This is a genomic window from Plantibacter sp. 2H11-2, from assembly GCF_050031945.1.
GTDB lineage: Bacteria > Actinomycetota > Actinomycetes > Actinomycetales > Microbacteriaceae > Plantibacter > Plantibacter auratus.
Genome location: NZ_JBNBBL010000003.1, coordinates 324,803 through 342,467, shown reverse-complemented (window position 1 = coordinate 342,467; position 17,665 = coordinate 324,803). Strand labels below are relative to the sequence as shown.

The 17,665-nt window shown below is 68.4% G+C and carries 17 protein-coding genes; 7 read left to right on the top strand and 10 right to left on the bottom strand.

The window, feature by feature from the left end:
* Positions 1-100: 100 nt before the first annotated feature.
* From dxs to ACQG07_RS09360, 3 genes are read left to right on the top strand one after another with little or no spacing between them, the layout of a single operon-like run.
* A complete protein-coding gene (dxs, locus tag ACQG07_RS09370; protein ID WP_426738088.1) occupies positions 101-2,065 on the top strand; it encodes a 1-deoxy-D-xylulose-5-phosphate synthase in 1,965 nt (654 codons plus the stop codon).
* 55 nt (positions 2,066-2,120) lie between these two features.
* Positions 2,121-2,504, top strand: a complete 384-nt coding sequence (locus ACQG07_RS09365) for a MerR family transcriptional regulator (protein WP_056011194.1) — start codon at positions 2,121-2,123, stop codon at positions 2,502-2,504.
* Positions 2,501-3,478 carry an aldo/keto reductase gene (locus ACQG07_RS09360; RefSeq protein WP_426738087.1) on the top strand — a complete coding sequence of 326 codons (978 nt, stop codon included), beginning with the start codon at positions 2,501-2,503 and terminating at the stop codon, positions 3,476-3,478. The genes ACQG07_RS09365 and ACQG07_RS09360 overlap by 4 nt, the downstream gene beginning before the upstream one ends.
* A 105-nt stretch (positions 3,479-3,583) precedes the next feature.
* On the opposite strand, the gene ACQG07_RS09355 is transcribed toward ACQG07_RS09360, so the two are convergent.
* From ACQG07_RS09355 to ACQG07_RS09340, 4 genes are all read right to left on the bottom strand, one after another.
* On the bottom strand, positions 3,584-5,725 hold the full coding sequence (locus tag ACQG07_RS09355) for a 3-hydroxyacyl-CoA dehydrogenase NAD-binding domain-containing protein (RefSeq protein WP_426738086.1): 2,142 nt from the start codon (positions 5,723-5,725) through the stop codon (positions 3,584-3,586).
* A complete protein-coding gene (locus tag ACQG07_RS09350) occupies positions 5,726-6,931 on the bottom strand; it encodes a thiolase family protein (RefSeq protein ID WP_274499911.1) in 1,206 nt (401 codons plus the stop codon).
* Between the two features lie 74 nt (positions 6,932-7,005).
* A complete protein-coding gene (locus tag ACQG07_RS09345; RefSeq protein WP_079705891.1) occupies positions 7,006-8,253 on the bottom strand; it encodes an HRDC domain-containing protein in 1,248 nt (415 codons plus the stop codon).
* Positions 8,246-8,842, bottom strand: a complete 597-nt coding sequence (locus ACQG07_RS09340) for a DUF3000 domain-containing protein (protein WP_079002473.1) — start codon at positions 8,840-8,842, stop codon at positions 8,246-8,248. The genes ACQG07_RS09345 and ACQG07_RS09340 overlap by 8 nt, the downstream gene beginning before the upstream one ends.
* A 25-nt stretch (positions 8,843-8,867) precedes the next feature.
* Between ACQG07_RS09340 and ACQG07_RS09335 the strand changes: the two genes are divergently transcribed.
* A complete protein-coding gene (locus ACQG07_RS09335) occupies positions 8,868-10,124 on the top strand; it encodes an alpha/beta hydrolase family protein (RefSeq protein ID WP_426738085.1) in 1,257 nt (418 codons plus the stop codon).
* A gap of 16 nt (positions 10,125-10,140) precedes the next feature.
* On the opposite strand, the gene ACQG07_RS09330 is transcribed toward ACQG07_RS09335, so the two are convergent.
* Both ACQG07_RS09330 and ACQG07_RS09325 read right to left on the bottom strand, forming a co-directional pair.
* Positions 10,141-10,575: a SufE family protein gene (locus tag ACQG07_RS09330; protein ID WP_071260092.1), complete on the bottom strand. Its 435-nt coding sequence runs from the start codon at positions 10,573-10,575 to the stop codon at positions 10,141-10,143.
* Positions 10,576-10,658: 83 nt separating this feature from the next.
* The gene (locus tag ACQG07_RS09325; RefSeq protein WP_426738084.1) at positions 10,659-11,561 is read right to left on the bottom strand and encodes a sulfurtransferase; all 903 of its coding nucleotides are present in this window, start codon (positions 11,559-11,561) and stop codon (positions 10,659-10,661) included.
* A gap of 137 nt (positions 11,562-11,698) precedes the next feature.
* Here ACQG07_RS09325 and zapE point away from each other — a divergent pair, with 137 nt between their 5' ends.
* The 3 genes from zapE to ACQG07_RS09310 all read left to right on the top strand — a co-directional run bounded on the left by zapE (position 11,699) and on the right by ACQG07_RS09310 (position 14,832).
* Positions 11,699-12,760, top strand: a complete 1,062-nt coding sequence (zapE, locus tag ACQG07_RS09320; RefSeq protein ID WP_079705894.1) for a cell division protein ZapE — start codon at positions 11,699-11,701, stop codon at positions 12,758-12,760.
* Between the two features lie 198 nt (positions 12,761-12,958).
* Complete coding sequence (locus tag ACQG07_RS09315; protein ID WP_064293796.1) at positions 12,959-14,188, top strand: ammonium transporter; 1,230 nt, start codon at positions 12,959-12,961, stop codon at positions 14,186-14,188.
* 98 nt (positions 14,189-14,286) lie between these two features.
* The gene (locus ACQG07_RS09310) at positions 14,287-14,832 is read left to right on the top strand and encodes a type II toxin-antitoxin system PemK/MazF family toxin (RefSeq protein ID WP_426738083.1); all 546 of its coding nucleotides are present in this window, start codon (positions 14,287-14,289) and stop codon (positions 14,830-14,832) included.
* A gap of 19 nt (positions 14,833-14,851) precedes the next feature.
* Here the strand turns inward: ACQG07_RS09310 and ACQG07_RS09305 are convergent, their stop codons facing one another.
* The 4 genes from ACQG07_RS09305 to ACQG07_RS09290 form a co-directional block, all read right to left on the bottom strand.
* Complete coding sequence (locus ACQG07_RS09305) at positions 14,852-15,175, bottom strand: hypothetical protein (RefSeq protein WP_274499913.1); 324 nt, start codon at positions 15,173-15,175, stop codon at positions 14,852-14,854.
* Positions 15,176-15,317: 142 nt separating this feature from the next.
* Entirely contained in the window at positions 15,318-15,692 is a 375-nt protein-coding gene (locus tag ACQG07_RS09300; RefSeq protein ID WP_426738082.1) for a hypothetical protein, read from the bottom strand.
* Positions 15,693-16,049: 357 nt separating this feature from the next.
* Entirely contained in the window at positions 16,050-16,727 is a 678-nt protein-coding gene (locus tag ACQG07_RS09295; RefSeq protein ID WP_411558353.1) for a hypothetical protein, read from the bottom strand.
* Between the two features lie 231 nt (positions 16,728-16,958).
* Positions 16,959-17,654: an HAD family hydrolase gene (locus ACQG07_RS09290; RefSeq protein ID WP_159878749.1), complete on the bottom strand. Its 696-nt coding sequence runs from the start codon at positions 17,652-17,654 to the stop codon at positions 16,959-16,961.
* Positions 17,655-17,665: the final 11 nt, after the last annotated feature.

The window sequence follows — 17,665 nt, the reverse complement described above, 5'->3', positions numbered from 1 at the left end:
GGGCCGGCCTGCGGCGTTCGCAGCCCACCCCGCTCACGACGCGTACACTCGAAAGACGGGCTCCGAGCGATCGGTCGGCCCATGGTGGAGGGACGACAGCATGACCGTGCTCGATCAGGTGAACGGACCCCGGGACCTCGACGGCCTCTCCGAGGCGGAACTCGTCGAACTCGCCGGCGACATCCGCGCCTTCCTCATCGCGAACGTCTCGAAGACGGGCGGACACCTCGGTCCGAACCTCGGCGTCGTCGAGCTCACGATCGCGATGCACCGGGTGTTCGACTCCCCGACGGACCCGATGGTGTTCGACACCGGTCACCAGTCCTACGTGCACAAGCTCCTGACCGGCCGCCAGGAGTTCAGTGGGCTCCGGACCCGGGGCGGCCTCGCCGGCTACCCGCAGCGTTCCGAATCCGAGCACGACATCGTGGAGAGTTCACACGCCTCGAGCTCGCTCAGCTGGGCGGACGGCATCTCCCGCGCCTTCCAGATGACCGGGCAGGACGAGCGCCATGTGGTGGCGGTCGTCGGCGACGGTGCGCTGACGGGCGGCATGACGTGGGAGGCGCTCAACAACATCAGCGATGACAACACCCGCCGGCTCGTCATCATCGTCAACGACAACGGTCGGTCGTACGCGCCGACCATCGGCGGTATGGCACGGTTCCTGAGCGGTGTGCGGACCCGCCGGAGCTATCGCGACCTGCGCGAGCGCAGCCAGCGGGCCTTCAACCTCCTCGGCGGTCCGGGACGCGCGGTCTATCGGGGCGTCCGCGGAGGTGCCCACGGGTTCCTGTCCCGCCTCACGAACAACGAGGCGCTCTACTCCAACCTCGACATCAAGTACATCGGGCCGGTCGACGGACACGACATCCACGCGATGGAGGAGGCCCTGACCCAGGCGAAGCACTACGGTGCGCCGGTGATCGTCCACGCGATCACCGAGAAGGGTCGTGGGTTCCAGCCGGCACGGGACGACGACGCCGATCAGTTCCATGCCGTCGGCGTGATCGATCCCGAGACCGGGGAGCCCGTCGGGGCGGCCGCCCGCCCGTCCTGGACGGCCGTGTTCAGCGAGGAGATGCTCGCGGTGGCCGAGGCCGACGACCGCGTCGTGGCCATCACCGCCGCCATGCTGCGACCGGTCGGGCTCCACGCCTTCGCCGAACGCTTCCCCGAGCGCGTGCACGACGTCGGCATCGCCGAGCAGCACGCCTTCACCTCGGCGGCTGGGCTCGCGTTCGGTGGGCTGCACCCGGTGGTGGCCGTGTACGCGACGTTCGTGAACCGCGCCTTCGACCAACTGCTCATGGACGTCGCGCTGCACCGTGCGGGAGTGACGGTCGTCCTCGACCGCGCCGGCGTGACCGGCCCCGACGGACCGAGCCACCACGGCATCTGGGACCTCGCGATCCTCCAGGTCGTCCCGGGCATCCGGATCGCGGCGCCGCGTGATGGTGAGCGGCTGCGCGAGGAACTGCGCGAGGCCGTGTCGATCGACGACGCCCCGACGGTCATCCGGTTCCCGAAGGGCAGCGCCCCCGCCGAGCTCCCGGCCGTCGAACGTCTCCATGACGGTGTCGACGTCCTCCGGACGACCGAGCAGCCGGACGTCCTCATCGTCGCCGTCGGCCCGATGGCGCCCATCGCGATCGACGTGGCGGACCGACTCGCCCAGCAGGGCATCGGTGCGACCGTCGTCGACCCCCGCTGGGTGGTCCCCGTCGCCGAATCGCTCGTCGAGCTCGCCGCGGCGCATCGGCTCGTGATCACCATCGAGGACGGCATCCGCGTCGGAGGTATCGGCACCCGCATCAGGCAGACCCTCCGCGAGGCCGGCGTCGACACGGCCGTCGACGAGCTCGGCGTGCCGGACGAGTTCATCGACCACGCGTCCCGCGAGCAGATCCTCGAGGATGCGGGCCTCACAGCGCAGCAGATCGCGCGCGACGTCGTGGCACAGGTCCTCGGCAGCCGGATCCCCGTCGCCCGCCCACTGCCTGACGCCCGCGTCGAGCAGGACACGTCTTCGGAGCGGAGCACGACGAGGCCGCACGGCGCCTGACCGCGGGCTGTGACGCGCTTGACTTCGAGTGCACTCGAAGTCGTATCGTGTGGACATGACCACTCTCCACGAGGGCTACGCCATCTCCGACGTCGCCGAACGAACCGGACTGAGCGTCCATACGCTCCGCTACTACGAGCGCGCAGGGCTCATGCCACGTCCGATCGGCCGCAGCTCATCGACGCACCGCCGCTACAGCGAGGGCGACGTGTCCTGGGTCGTGTTCCTGACGAGGCTCCGATCGACGGGCATGCCGATCGCGACGCTCCGCGAGTACACGGAGTTGGCTCAGCGCGGTGACGACACCGCCGAGGCGAGGCTCGAGCTGCTGCTGCGGCATCGGATCTCGTTCCTGGCCCGCCTCGAGGAGATGCAGCAGTCGCTGGAGGTCATCGATCGCAAGATCGAACTCTACACAGAACAGGTGGCAACACGATGAAGCACATCACACTCGGCACAACCGGACCAGACATCGCCCGGATCGGCCTCGGCTGCATGGGGATGTCGGCGTTCTACACCGGTGCCGCCCTCGACGATGCGGCATCCACCGCGACGATCCACCGCGCCCTGGACCTCGGCGTCACCTTCTTCGACACCGCTGAGATGTACGGTCCCTACCTCAACGAGGAACTGCTCGGCGCTGCACTCGGGTCACGCCGGGACGAGGTGACCCTCGCGACCAAGTTCGGGACGATCCGCAATTCCAGTGACGGACAGTTCGGCGCAGATGGCAGCGCCGCGAACGTGCGCCTGTCGATCGAGGGATCGCTGCGCCGGCTCGGGACCGACGTCGTGGACCTCTACTACCTCCACCGCGTAGATCCGGGTGTGCCCATCGAGGAGACGGTGGGTGCACTCTCGGAGCTCATCACCGAGGGCAAGATCCGGTACATCGGTCTGTCGGAGGCGGCTCCGGAAACGATCCGGCGTGCACACGCCGTGCACCCGATCACGGCTCTGCAGACGGAGTACTCGCTCTGGAGCCGCGACCCCGAGGCGGAGATCCTGCCGACCGTCCGTGAGTTGGGCATCGGCTTCGTCCCGTACTCGCCGCTCGGTCGTGGGTTCCTCACCGGCACGATCCGATCGCTCGACGTGCTCGACGAAACCGACTTCCGTCGCGCCAACCCGCGCTTCACGGGGGACAACCTCGCTGCGAACATCGCGATCGTCGAAGAGGTCGACCGGATCGCCGCGTCGCTCGATGCGACACCGGCCCAGGTGGCGCTCGCCTGGTTGCTGGCCCAGGGTGACGACATCGCGCCGATCCCCGGCACGAAGCGGATCCCGTACCTCGAGGAGAACCTCGGCGCCGACGAGCTCTCCCTGTCGGCCGACGCGCTCGCTCGACTCGACGCACTCCGTCTCCCGGCCGGCGACCGGTATCCGGACATGAGCACCGTCAACCGCTGAGCTTTGGCAGGCGCTGAGGGCCGGCGTCGCTCGAGGCTCAACCACGAGAGCGGGGTGCCGTCCACCGATGGTGGAGGACACCCCGCTCTCGCGACACCGCGCGGACTACGCCTGGACGCCCCGGATGGGCGGGTGGTGGAAGGTGTCGCCGAAGGCACGCTCGCTCGCACCGACGCGGTCCAGGTACGGCGTCGCTCCGCCGTCCTGGAACGGCCAACCCGCACCGAGGATGAGCCCGAGGTCGATGTCCTGGGCGGCTGAGACGACGCCCTCGTCCAACATGAGCTTGATCTCCGAGGCGAGGCCGTCCTCGACCCGTCGCAGGATCTCGTCCTCGGTGAGCGGGCTGTCGCCCGTGACGAGTACCTTCTGAGCCTGCTTCGTGAAGCCGGTCACCTTGCCGCCCTTGTCCTTCTCGACGACCGAGTCCAGGCCTGCGAGCCGGTGGAGGTTCTCCGACGCGAAGAACCGGTCGGGGAACTTTCCGACCATCGTGTCCTGCACGTGCGCGGCGACCTTCCACCCGACGAGGTCGATGAGCTGGAAGGGCGTCATCGGCAGGCCGATGGGCGCGAAGGCACGTTCGACCGTCAGCAGCGGGGTGCCGGCGTCAAGGGCGTGCGCCGCCTCACCCATGACCTTCGCCAGGAGCCGGTTGACGATGAAGCCGGGAGCGTCTGCGGTGAGGATGGCGCTCTTCTTCAGCTTCGCCGCGGTGGCGAAGGCTGTCGCGAGCGTCTCGTCGTCCGTCTGGGGTGTACGGACGACCTCGAGCAACGGCATGACGGCGACCGGGTTGAAGAAGTGGAAGCCGACGAGCCGCTCGGGGTGCGCGAGCTTCGCCCCGATCTCCTCGACGGAGAGCGAGGAGGTGTTCGTCGCGAGGACCGTCTGCTCCGAGACGTACTGCTCCACCTCGGCGAACACGCTCTGCTTGACGCCGACCTCTTCGAAGACGGCCTCGATGACCCAGTCGCAGTCCGCGAAGTCGGCCTTGTCCGTGGTGCCGGACAGGAGCGCCTTCAGGCGGTTCGACTCGTCGGGGGAGATGCGGCCCTTCCCGCGGAGCGTGTCGATCTCGCCGTGGATCCGGGCGACGCCGGCGTCGACGTGGCCCTGGTCGAGGTCGGTGATGACCACCGGCACCTGGAGTCGCCGGAGGAAGAGCAGCGCGAACTGGCTCGCCATGAGCCCGGCCCCGATGATGCCGACCTTGGTGACCCGACGGGCGAGCTGCTTGTCGGGCGCTCCTGCAGGGCGCTTGGCGCGCTTCTGCACGAGATCGAACGCGTACATGCTCGCCTGGAACTGGTCGCCGACGATGAGCTCGGACAGCGCCCGGTCCTCCCGCTCGAACCCCTGTGCCTTCGTGCCGCTGCGGGCGGCCTCGAGCAGGTCGAGGGCTGCGTAGGGCGACTTCGCGACCGTGCCGATCTTGCTCTCGAGCATCTTGCGGGCGGTGCTGATCGCGAGCGGCCACTTGATCGTCCGCTCCACCTTGCCCGGCACGTTCTTGCGCTGCACGGTCACGGTGCCACCGAGCACCCCGTCGGCCCAGCGCAACGAGTCCTCGAGGAAGTTGGCGGCGGGGAACATGACGTCGGCGATTCCGTAGGCGAGCGCGTCCTGCGCCTTGAGCATCCGGTTGTTCTTGAGCGGGTTGGAGATGACGACGTTGAGTGCGTTCTCGATGCCGATCAGGTTCGGGAGCAGGTAGGCGCCGCCCCAGCCCGGGATGAGTCCGAGGAACACCTCGGGGAGCGCGATCGCTGGCGCCGAGGCGTCGACGGTCCGGTAGTTCGCGTTGAGGCCGATTTCGAGTCCGCCACCGAGCGCGAGTCCGTTGATGAAGACGAAGGTCGGTACGCCGAGGTCCTCGAGCTTGCCGAAGACATGGTGGCCGAGCTGCGCGAGCTTGGTCGCGACCTCACGGGACGGGATGTCGCCGACCTTGCTCAGGTCGGCGCCGGCCGCCAGGATGAACGGCTTGCCCGTGATGGCGACGCCGTCGATCTCGCCGGATGCGGCACGGGTCCGTTGCGCCTCGAGGACGCTGTCGAGCTCGAGCAGCGTGACCGGGCCGAGCGTGTTCGGCCTCGTGTGGTCGCGTCCGTTGTCGAGGGTGATGAGCGCGATCGTGCGTCCGCTCGCCATGGTGACGTCCTTGACGAAGGAGCGCGTCACGACCTCGTCGTCGCCGCTGATCGTGACGAGTTCCGAGAAGTCGATGGTCGTGTAGTCGGTCATCTACTTGCGTCCCTTCTTGCCGGTGAAGTATGGGTTCTCCCAGATCACGGTGCCGCCCTGGCCGAGGCCGACGCACATCGCCGTGAGGCCGTAGCGCACCTCGGGGTGCTCGGCGAACTGCGCCGCGAGCTGGATCATGAGGCGGACGCCGGATGCCGCGAGCGGGTGCCCGACCGCGATCGCGCCACCCCACGGGTTCACCCGCGGGTCCTCGTCGTCGATGCCGAAGTGGTCGAGGAAGGAGAGCACCTGCACGGCGAAGGCCTCGTTCAGTTCGAACAGACCGATGTCCTCGATCGACAGACCGGCCTTCCGCAGAGCCTTCTCCGTGGACGGCACGGGACCGATGCCCATGATCTCGGGCTCGACGCCCGCGAACGCGAAGCTGACGAGGCGCATCTTCGGCGTGAGGCCGAGTTCCTTCGCCGTCGAGGCGCTGGCGAGCAGGCTCACCGTGGCGCCGTCGGTCAGCGGCGAGGCGTTGCCTGCGGTGACACGGCCGTGGGGCCGGAACGGCGTCTTCAGTCCGGCGAGACCCTCCATCGTGGTCTCGGGCCGGAGCCCTTCGTCGCCGGTGGCGAGTCCCCATCCGCTGTCGCTCCGGAGCGCGACCGGGACGAGGTCGGGCTGGATCCGTCCGGCTTCGTAGGCGGCCGCGACCTTCTGCTGGCTGCGCATGCCGAAGCGGTCGGAGCGTTCCTTCGTGAGCTGCGGGAACCGGTCGTGGATGCGCTCGGCAGTCTTGCCCATGTTCAGCGCGTCCTCACTGACGAGGCGCTCGGCGAGGAACCGCGGGTTCGGGTCGGCGTCCAGCCCCATGGGGTGGCGTCCCATGTGCTCGACGCCACCGGCGAGGACGAGGTCGTAGGCACCGAACGCGATGCCGCTGCCGAGCGTCGTGACCGAGGTCATCGCTCCGGCGCACATGCGGTCGATCGCGAATCCGGGGACGGACTTCGGGAGGCCGGCGAGCAGCGCGGCGGTGCGGCCGAGCGTGAGCCCCTGGTCGCCCTGCTGGGTCGTCGCCGCGATGGCGACCTCGTCGATGCGCTCGAGCGGCAGACCAGGATGACGTTCGAGCAGCCCGATGATCGCCTTGACGATCAGGTCGTCAGCCCGGGTGTTCCAGTACATGCCCTTTTCGCCGGCTCGTCCGAACGGTGTCCGGACTCCATCAACGAATACGACGTCGGCTTGTTCGGCCACGTTGCCTCCTCATTCTCGGGGTACGCCCCGATCCTAGGCGGCAGACACGGGTCGACACCCGGGTGCAGCGCTTCCTACGAAGCGTCCGGGTCAGGCTCCACCGGGGATTGGGCCGACTCGACAAAGGCGTCGGTGATCGCCCGGGCGGTCGCGTCGATCTGCCAGGGGCGTGCCTCGTGCTCGGCGAGTGCCGCGGCGACTGTCTCGACGGTGAGCGGTTCGGGCGGCGTCCAGGCCAGTCGGCGCAGCGTCTCCGGCGTGAGCAGGTTCTCGACCGGCATCGTCAGGAACTCCGCCGTCGCGAGGATCTTCGTCCGTGCCGCGGTGTACCTGGCGTGCGCATCCGGGTTCTTGTCGGACCAGCTGCGCGGGGGTGGCAGCGTGTCGCTCGCCGGTCGGGCACCGGGGAGATCCTCGGTGGTCTGGCCGGTGTGGATCGCGTTCCACCAGAGGTCGAGTTCGGTGCGGCTCGCGCGCCCACGGAAGTCCGAGAGCGCTGCGAGGTCGCGCTTCGAGGTGGGGTTGGCCTTCGCGGCCGCAGTGATCGAGGCGTCGGGGATGAGCCGCCCGGGGGCGGTGTCGCGGCGCTGCGCGAGTTCGTCGCGCGCGACCCAGAGCTCGCGAGCGACGGCGAGGTTGCGTTGTCCGCGCACGGCGTGGAGTCCGGAGAGGCGGCGCCAGGGCTCGGCGCGGGGTGCCTTCGCCTCCCGGGCCAGCGTCGCCTGGAACTCCTGGCGCGCGATGTCGCTCTTCCCGGCGTCCTCGATGCGGGCTGCCAGCTCCTCCGCGGCGTCGACGAGCAGCTCGACGTCGAGCGCCGCGTATTCGAGCCAGGAGGCGGGGAGCGGGCGGGTCGACCAGTCGGCGGCGGAGTGCTCTTTCGCCAGATGGATGCCCAACAGTTCCTCGACCACTGCGCCGAGCCCGACACGCGGCAGCCCGAGCAGACGGGCCCCCAGCTCGGTGTCGAAGAGCTCGCTCGGGTCGATGCCCACTTCGCGCAGACAGGCGAGGTCCTGGCTGGCCGCGTGCAGGATCGAGCGTTCACCCTGGATCAGGGCGCCGAGTTCGGCCATGGAGCCGATGGCGGGCGGGTCGTAGAGGAAGACCCCGGCACCGCGACGGTAGACCTGGATGAGGTAGGCGCGCTGGGAGTACCGGTAACCCGACGCGCGTTCGGCGTCGAGCGCGAACGGTCCGTGACCCGCGGCGAGCACCTCGAGTGAGGCGAGGTAGGCCTCGCGGGTGTCGGTGACAACCCGTGGTGCGGTGGGCGCGGGCGGGGGGAGGAGCGGTGCTGATTCAGGCGCCGCGTCACTCACGGTGAGCTCGTTTGACGGACAACAGGGAGACCCCTTCGGTGGTCGGAGGCAAGCCGGCGAGCATGCACAGCAGCTCTCCCCATCCTTCCACGTGCGCCGCGACGTCGCTCTCCAGCGGTGTCCACGACGCTCGAAGCTCGATCTGTGCGCCGTCGCCCTGCCGGGCGAGCTCCCCGAAACCACTCGAGATGATCTTCGTCGCGGTGCCGGACGCCGCCTGGTAGGAGGCGCCGCGGGTGTCGAGGGCGTCCACGAGCCAGGACCAGGCGACCTCGGCAAGGAACGGGTCGAGTCCGATCTCGGTCTCCAGTGGGGCCTGGGCGAAGCAGACGACGCGGAAGCGTCCACCCCAGGCGTCAGAGCCGTCCGGGTCGTAGAGGAGGACGAACCGCCCCGTACCGAGGTCGGAGTCGGCATCGTGGCGACTCGGTGAGACGTCGGCCGCGAGGGCGATGGCGAACGGCGCGAGATTGCTCGGCGCGGGGATCTCCGTGACTCTCAGATCGGGCCGGACGGCTGCAGCGCGAACAGCGTCCACCGCTCGGGCGAACTCTTCGGGAACCTTTGCCGTCGTCGGACTCTCTACCACGAGTGAAGACTAGAGTTACATCCCGATGAATGGGCAGAGGCACGCCGGGCGGAGACGCGGACCCGGGTCGCAGGCAGGCGGTCGAGGAGCGGCGAGCACCGGCATTCGACGGCGGGGTTCGGCGACGGATGCGATCGTCATCGCCGGTGGAGCCGCTGCCGCCGTCGGCGCCCTCGGACTCGCCGTCGTCGCGACCATCGCCCGCAAGGTGGTGGTCCCGGCTCGGGACCGCCCGAGTGAGGCTCGCATCGTCGGGTTGGACCGTGCCGGTGGGACGGTCGAACTCGTCGCGACGCCGGACACCGTCGTCCCCGGCCGCTACGGCAGCTGGGTGACGAGACGGGCCGCCTACGTGCAGCTGGGCGACATCCTCGAGGTGCGGCAGCACACCGTGGTCCGGACGCTCCTCGGCGGCGGCGTCGACGCACTCCGCGTCGGCCAGGAGGCCGAGTTCAGCGGGTGGTTCTTCCGCCGCCCGGAGGAACTGGGCCTCGCCCACGAGGACGTGCTCGTACCGACCCCGCTCGGGCCGGCGCCGGCGTGGGCGATCCACCCGGAGGACGGACCGTCCACCCGCTGGGCCGTCCTGGTGCACGGCCGGGGGACCACACGATCCGAAGCGCTCCGAGCGGTGCCGAGCTTCCGCAACGCCGGATACTCGTGCCTGCTCGTCTCCTACCGCAACGACGGCGACGCTCCGCCCGCGCTGGACTTCCGATACGCGCTCGGCGACGAGGAGTGGCGCGACGTGGACGCCGCGATCGGCTGGGTGCGTGAACAGGGCGCCGCCGACGTCGTACTCATGGGCTGGTCCATGGGCGGAGCGATCGTGCTCCAGGCCTCACGGCGGACGGCGCACCCCGAACTCCTCCGCGCCGTCGCGCTCGATTCGCCGGTCATCGACTGGGTAGACGTCCTGCAGCACCAGGCCCGCGAGAACCGGATCCCGAGCGTGGTCGGTCGGGTCGCCCTGCTCGCCATCAGCCGCCGGTGGGGACGCCTTCTGACCGGGCAGGCGACGAGCATCGATCTCGGTCGGCTCGACTACGTCGCCAACGCCGCCGACCTCGCCTTGCCGATCCTGCTGATGCACAGTGACGACGACGGCTACGTCCCGGCAGGGCCGTCGCGGGCGCTCGCCCTCGCACGACCGGACATCGTGACGTTCGTCCCGTTCACCGTCGCACGTCACACGAAGCTCTGGAACTACGACCCGGAGCGTTGGACCGCCGCGGTCTCGGACTGGCTCGACGAGCTCGTGCCGCTACCGCCCGGGCACTGACCGACGGGCCGACGACTCAGGCGAGTTCGCGGAGGCGGCGCTTCGTCCGGCCGAGCAGCGCCGACATCCCACGCAGTCGCAGTGGCGACACCGCTCGGGAGAGTCCGATCATCTGCGGGAAGTCGTCGGGGACGGCGAGCACCTCGTCGACGGTGAGTCCGGCGAGCCCCTGGACGAGGATGCTCGCGAAGCCACGAGTGGTCGGCGCTTCCTCGGGGGCCGTCGCGAACAGGTGCACGATGCCGTCCTCGTCGACCTCGACGAAGAAGAACACGGGCGCCTGGCACTCGAGCACCCGCTCCATCAGATCGGGGTGGTCGCGGTAGCGCTCCGGGAGGTCCGGCAGCTCGTCGCTGAATTCGAGGAGCAGCTGCAGCCGTGAGCGTTCCTCGACGGCGAGGAACTCATCTCGGATCTCGGCGAGGTTCGGGGCGAGGAGGGAATCGGTCATGGTCACTCCAGTATCGCAGCCAGGAACAGCGGACCGCCCTCCCGCACAGTGCAGCCGTGCGGAAGGGCGGTGGGTGGACGAGTTCAGCGCGTCGGTGCGTCGCCCGGCTCGGCACCCTGGACGATCGGCACGCGCACGGCGCTACCCCATTCCGTCCAGGACCCGTCGTAGTTGCGGACGTTGTCGAACCCGAGCAGGTGCTGCAGGACGAACCACGTGTGGCTCGACCGCTCGCCGATGCGGCAGTAGGCGATCACCTCGTCGCCCTCGGCGAGGCCTGCGCCGTCGCGGTAGATCGCGTCCAGCTCCTCGGCCGGCCGGAAGGTGCCGTCGTCGGCGACCGCCTTGCCCCACGGGACGCTCTGCGCACTCGGGATGTGACCGGCGCGGAGCGCACCCTCTTCGGGGTAGGCGGGCGCCGTGGTGCGTTCACCGCTGTACTCCTCGGGGGAGCGGACGTCGATGAGCGGCTTGCCGAGGTGGGCGAGCACGTCGTCCTTGTAGGCGCGGAGGGCCGAGTCGTCGCGCTCCACCACGGGGTACTCGACGGCTTCGCGCTCTGTTTCATCGCGGGTGATCGCCCGGCCGTCCGCGATCCACTTGTCGCGTCCACCGTCGAGCAGCCGGACGTCCTCGTGTCCGAAGAGGCTGAAGACCCACAGGGCGTAGGCGGCCCACCAGTTGTTCTTGTCGCCGTAGATGACGACGGTGTCCTCTCGCGAGATCCCCTTGGATCCGAGCAGTGCGGCGAAGGCGGCTCCGTCGATGTAGTCGCGCTCGACCGGGTCGTTGAGGTCGGTGTGCCAGTCGACTTTCACCGAGCCGGGGATGTGGCCGGTCTCGTAGAGGAGGACGTCCTCATCGGACTCGACGACGACGAGACCGGGTTCACCCAGGTGCGCTTCGAGCCACTCCGCCGTGACGAGGCGCTCGGGGTGGGCGTAGGCGGTGAACTTGGTCGAGGTCGAATCGGCGTCGACGGTCATGGGTACCTCCGGTCGTGCAGCTGGCTGCGGTGGGGCTCGGGTGTCGTGCATCTAGGCTGGAAGCCTGTCCCTTCGACAGTACGCCGTCCGCACCACCGAACCGCACCGATGCGTCAGACGCCGTAACCCCAGCACCCATGCAGAGCCAGAGGTTTGCCGTGACCACGCCTTCCGTCCCGACCGGATTCCGCAGCCTCACCGACCGTGTCCCCACGGTCAGTGGTGCCGAGATCGTCGCGAGCCTGACGCCACCCCGGCAGTTCGAACAGGCGAGCTTCGACTCGTACCGTCCGGATCCCGACTTCCCGGGCCAGGCGGCCGCGGTCGAGAAGCTCCGCGGCTTCTTCGCGCCCCAGGCCGGTGGCGGTGGCGGCTTCTTCGGACGGCGGAAGCCCAAGGCACCGGCGGCCAAGCCGGGCATCTACCTGGACGGTGGCTTCGGCGTCGGCAAGACGCACCTCCTCGCGGCGCTCTGGCACGATGCACCCGGTCGGAAGAAGTACTTCGGCACCTTCATCGAGTACACGGCCCTCGTCGGTGCGCTCGGCTACGCGGCGGCGGTCGCGCAGCTGACGGGCGCGACGCTCATCTGCATCGACGAGTTCGAGCTCGACGACCCGGGCGACACGATGGTCATGACCCGACTGCTCGGTGAACTCGTCGCGACCGGGACGAGGATCGCGGCTACCTCCAACACGCCGCCGAACGCCCTGGGGGAGGGCCGCTTCGCCGCAGCCGACTTCCTCCGCGAGATCCAGGCGATGAGCGCCAACTTCGAGACCCTCCGCATCGACGGCACCGACTACCGCCGCCGCAGCATCGAGGGACACGCCGTGGTGAGCTCCGAGGAGCGTTTCGACGCCCGTACCGCGGAGGCGGCGGCCGCCGACCGAGACGTCACGGTCGACACCTTCGACGGTCTCATCACCCACCTCGCCGCCGTCCACCCTTCACGATTCATCGGACTGCTCGACGGCGTCGACCTGATCGCGCTCCGCGATGTCCACGAGTTGACCGACCAGGGCCAGGCGCTCCGGCTCGTCGCGTTCATCGACCGGGTGTACGACGCACAGATCCCCGTGGTCACGACCGGCACGGCCCTCGACGAGGTGTTCGGCGGAGACATGCTCAACGGCGGATACCGCAAGAAGTACCTGCGCGCGATGTCGCGCATGATCGCCCTCACCTCGATGGACTGACCCGTCGCACCGGGTCACGAAACACGCTGTTTACCTGGGCGGCACTCGCGTAACACATCGGAAACACGCTGACAGTCGTGCGGAAACCTCCGTTCCGCAGACTGGTCGCTGCACCGAGTCGGACGGCGAGACCGAGCTCAGCCAGTCCTCACCATCTCGGGCACCCGTTGCAAGACCACGATGTGTGAGGAAGATCCAATGGATACAGGCAGTATCGCTTGGGGAGTCACGGCAACCGCTCTGGTGCTGTTCATGACCCCCGGCGTCGCATTCTTCTACGGCGGCCTCGTGAAGGCGAAGAGCGTCGTCAGCATGATGATGATGAGCTTCGGCGCACTGGGCCTGATCAGCGTGCTGTGGATCCTCTACGGCTTCAACATGTCGGCCGTCGGCAGCCCGCTGGAGTTCGCAGGCAACCCGTTCTCCGACTTCGGGATGACCGCCCTCGCGAGCGGCGAAACCGCGAACACCGACCTGGTGGGGGCGACCTATGGCGCCACCTTCGCGATCATCACGATCGCGCTGATCTCCGGCGCCATCGCCGACCGCGCGAAGTTCGGCTCCTGGATGATCTTCGCCGGCCTCTTCGCGACCATCGCGTACTTCCCGATCGCCGCGTGGGTCTGGGGCGGCGGCTGGATCATGAACCTCGGCACCACGCTGTTCGGTGAGGATGCCGGCATCGGCGTCATCGACTACGCGGGTGGAACCGCGGTGCACATCAACGCCGGAGCCGCAGCACTCGCCCTCGCCCTGGTGCTCGGCAAGCGCATCGGCTTCCAGAAGGGCATCACGAAGCCGCACAACGTGCCGCTCACCCTCCTCGGAGCCGCCATCCTGTGGTTCGGCTGGTTCGGCTTCAACGCCGGCGCCGAGTGGCTGAACGAGCTCGCGAACGTCGGACTCATCGTCGTCAACACCGTCGGGGCCACCGCTGCCGCCATCATCGGCTGGATCGTCGTCGAGAAGTTCAAGGACGGCAAGGCGACCTCGGTGGGCGCCGCCTCCGGTGCCGTCGCTGGTCTCGTCGCCATCACCCCGGCGTGCGCGAACCTGACTCCGGGTTGGGCACTGCTCCTCGGCATCGTGGCCGGCGCCGTCTGCGCCATCGCCGTCGAGCTGAAGTTCAAGCTCGGCTTCGACGACTCGCTCGACGTCGTGGGCATCCACCTCGTCGGTGGCCTCATCGGCACCCTGTACCTCGGCTTCTTCGCGACCGAGACCGGCCTCTTCGTCGGCGGCGGCATCGAGCAGCTTGCGGTCCAGGCCATCGCCGCCTTCGCTGTCCTCGTCTACTCCTTCATCGTGGCCTTCGTCATCGGCTTCGCGATCGAGAAGACGATCGGCTTCCGCGTCAAGAACGAGGACGAGATCGCCGGCGTCGACACCTCCGTGCACGGCGAAGAGGGGTACGCCCTCGTCGACTGACCTCGACCGCCTCTGCTTCGCCGAACGGGCGTCGTCCACCAGGACGGCGCCCGTTCGGCGTTCCCTGCGGTGGGAGCCGCGGACGATAGGGTGACGGCGTGTCAACCTTCACCTCGATCATCCGCCGCGTCGCGAACGCACTCCTGGGCCCCTCCACCCGCGCCGCCTCGAGTGCGGTGCGGACCGCCGGCCTCGCGACGCCATCGACCACCACCGCCGCTTCACCCGGACGCTCAGGCGGGACGGCGACGGTCGAGGTCGATCCGCGGGCGGTCGGCGCCGTGTCCATCGACTACGCCCCCGCCGTCGACGGCGATCCCGATCCCGGCGAGATTGTCTGGACCTGGGTGCCGTACGAGGAGCGCGACGGACGTGGCAAGGACCGTCCGGTGCTCATCGTGGCGCGCTCGACCGGAGGCTGGGTACTGGCGGTGCAGCTGACGAGCAAGGATCATTCGCAGGACGGTGAGTTCGTGCCGCTCGGCACCGGCGGATGGGACAGTGCCGGCCGTCCGAGTTGGGCGAACCTCGACCGCGTCTTCCGCGTGCACCCCGACGGGATGCGGCGGGAGGCGGCTCAGGTCCCGCGTGATCGCTTCGCCCGCGTCGCCGCTGGGCTCCGTTCGCGGTACGGGTGGCGCTGACCGACCTGCGACCGGTCGCTCAGGCGTACCGGTCGCTCCGTCGCGGCGCTGCGTCCCACGGCGCCTGCCCGCGCTCCCAGGCGTCCGCGGACCGGGGAGTGGCCGGTGCGGCGGACCGTCGTCCACCCGGCACGGCACGCTCCGCCTCGGCGAGCGTCGCGAACCGACCGATCAACCGACGGTCCTCCGACCGCGGTGCCCAGGTGACGCAGCGGAAGTAGGCCGGTGCGCCGCTCGGCGCGAAGTACTTCACCAGACCGGCCGGCCGGTCGGGCACCTCCCGCATCACGATCCACTCGGCCTCACCGATGCGGATCGGCGGGGCAGGGGGCCGGTCGGACATGATTCGAACATATGTTCGATTCTGAGGGATGTCAAGATGAGACTGGCCGTCACGTCGCAAGGCATCAGTGACAGCTCTGCATCACGACATCGGTGACACTTCTCGAGAGGTCGGTGGTGACACTTCGCATCGTCGCCCTGCTTCAGGATCCAGCTGGTGGCCATGGCTGCACAATGAGTGCGTACGCCGCCCAGAGCCCGGTGAGCACTGCGGCGGTGATGATCCAACGGGTGAGGGAAGCCTTCGACCCTGCAGGGTTGATCAGCTGGGCAACCAGGAATGACAGCAACGGCAGGTAGAGCACCAGCCCGACGAGACCGTCATCCGCAGATCCGCATTCACGGCGGGCCGTCTCGATATACGGCGTCAACGGGCTGACGACGACGAGAACGATGGGCACCAACCCGACCGCGAGGATACTTGCCGCGAGGATGACGAAGCTTCGAACGCGTGTTGTCTCGAGCATCGTCGAGCGATGCTGCACCCAGAACCAGCAGAGGACCACGATAGCGGTCATCGACGCAGAGTAGAGCGGTCGCAGATCGTCGACGTCGGCAGGCACGCGGCAGTTCATCCAGTGGAGGACGGAGCCCACGAGCGGGAACCAGGCGACGGCGATGAGCACGTAGGAGAGCGCGACGACTCCTCCTGGGATTGGTACCGCAGGTGTCCAAGGCGAGGCGGCCGGCGGTGATGTAGTCGGTTCAGTCACGGGCTCCCTGTCCGATGAGACGCTGACGTGGTCGGAGTAGGCGAACTCCACCCAGGCAGCACCGAAGCATACGGTGGCCGACGGGCCCACCGCGTGACGCCGATCGTGGCCATCTGGCTCTGAGCGGTCATCCGAGCGATGTGTTCTCGAGTCACGGTGGCGTTAGTTGGCCGACCACGGAATATGACCTTCGAGGTCGTCGATGACGATGGACGGCGACGGTGGTTGAGCGCGATCGTTCAGAACGATCTTCCAGTCGCCCTCGATCCACTGCAGCGAGGTCGGCGCGCTGACCAAGGCATCTCCCTGCGCGGCATCCCGCCACACGATATCGACGAGGGCGAAGTCTGCGTCGTATTCATCGATGGCGAATGCGACAACCTGTGGTGCACCAAGCGCCGGATTTGCGAGATCGCCCGGTGACGTCAGCGCGGCGTCTCTGCCGACACCTGGAGCAATCACCAAGGGGATGAGCCGCGACAGGAGTTCACGGTCCGATGTTGATACCAAGGCGGTGTAGCCGACCGCAGCTCCGAGCGCTCCGTACGCAGTACGCGCGAAGCAGTAGCGTTCGCCGTTCTCCTTCACGACGAATGGACCGCTGTCGCTGTTTTCCGCAGTAGCCGCGATCGCACCGACCAACTCCCACCGATTCGTCGGAGCAGTCGTCAGCGTGTTCTCTGCCTCAGCCGCGGATGCGCCACAGACGCTCGCCGCAGCGCTGCTCGGCCTATCCTCCACGGTAGTTGGCTGACCAGGTGCCGGCGACGCAGTGCCCGAGCAGCCGGTGAATGTGAGCGCCGTGATTCCGAAGATGAATAGTGTCGTGCGAATACGCATGGCCCCCCTGTGCTTCAACCCGACCCCCGGTCTGAAGTTCCCTCACCATAGCAATGCCTCGTGAGCCCGATGGGGCTGCGGCCTTCACACTGGGGCCACCAGTCTCGGCACTTCGGAGCATCGGTATGGCTCTCACGGTGGCCGACACAGAGACGAGATCCGAGCTCGTGCAGGATCCCTGTGCGGCGTCTTCGCCGAGCAGCGACCACCCTGCTGGAGCGGCTTACTGCGCTACCGGAGCGCCCGAGCGAGGGCGGCGAGTTCGTGATCGATGAGGTCTTGGATGCCGGCTGCGTGTCTCTCATACCGGTCAACGAGCAACCCGCGCATCCCTGCGGCGCGGGCGCCCTCGACATCCTGCGCGGGATTGTCGCCCACGAACAGGCACGCTGATGTTTCAACGCCCAGCTCTGCGGCGAGGATGTGGAAGGCCCTCGGATTAGGTTTCTGCACGCCGATGCGCTCGGATGTGCAGATCACGTCGAAGGCTTCGGCGATACCGGTCTGTTGTAACTTGTCGAGTTGCTGAGCCTGTGTCCCATTCGTCAGGAGGCCCACTCGGTAGCCACGGGATCGCAATCCGTGAAGCGTCTCCAGACTGTCAGGGAAGATCCGCCATGCCTCACGATAGGCATGAAGATACTCGTCGAACAGCGCGTCCAGCTCGGTTTCTTCGATCGGCGGAGTGACGTCGAACAACGGCAGCACGGTGCGCAGACGCTCTCGACGCTGCTCGGCGAAGCTGACCAGGCCGGATCGCCAGCGTTCGAAGTGTTCGTCCTCGGCTGCGAACCATGATTCGAGCGCCACCGACGTCGGAGCGATGCCCAGCGACCGGAGGAAGCTCCGCGCTGCGACTCGCGCGGAACCGCGATGATCGAACAACGTCCCGTCCAGATCGAACCCGACTGCCGGCACCACGCTCACCCGCCCAGGCT

Coding starts and splice junctions, on each gene's coding strand:
- ACQG07_RS09330 (WP_071260092.1), bottom strand. CDS start 10,575: ATGACCGATTCCCTCCTCGCCCCGAACCTCGCCGAGATCCGAGATGAG.
- ACQG07_RS09305 (WP_274499913.1), bottom strand. CDS start 15,175: ATGTCCGACCGGCCCCCTGCCCCGCCGATCCGCATCGGTGAGGCCGAG.
- ACQG07_RS09355 (WP_426738086.1), bottom strand. CDS start 5,725: ATGACCGACTACACGACCATCGACTTCTCGGAACTCGTCACGATCAGC.
- ACQG07_RS09360 (WP_426738087.1), top strand. CDS start 2,501: ATGAAGCACATCACACTCGGCACAACCGGACCAGACATCGCCCGGATC.
- ACQG07_RS09315 (WP_064293796.1), top strand. CDS start 12,959: ATGGATACAGGCAGTATCGCTTGGGGAGTCACGGCAACCGCTCTGGTG.
- ACQG07_RS09300 (WP_426738082.1), bottom strand. CDS start 15,692: ATGACCGCTATCGTGGTCCTCTGCTGGTTCTGGGTGCAGCATCGCTCG.
- ACQG07_RS09295 (WP_411558353.1), bottom strand. CDS start 16,727: ATGCGTATTCGCACGACACTATTCATCTTCGGAATCACGGCGCTCACA.
- zapE (WP_079705894.1), top strand. CDS start 11,699: ATGCAGAGCCAGAGGTTTGCCGTGACCACGCCTTCCGTCCCGACCGGA.
- ACQG07_RS09335 (WP_426738085.1), top strand. CDS start 8,868: ATGAATGGGCAGAGGCACGCCGGGCGGAGACGCGGACCCGGGTCGCAG.
- dxs (WP_426738088.1), top strand. CDS start 101: ATGACCGTGCTCGATCAGGTGAACGGACCCCGGGACCTCGACGGCCTC.
- ACQG07_RS09325 (WP_426738084.1), bottom strand. CDS start 11,561: ATGACCGTCGACGCCGATTCGACCTCGACCAAGTTCACCGCCTACGCC.
- ACQG07_RS09365 (WP_056011194.1), top strand. CDS start 2,121: ATGACCACTCTCCACGAGGGCTACGCCATCTCCGACGTCGCCGAACGA.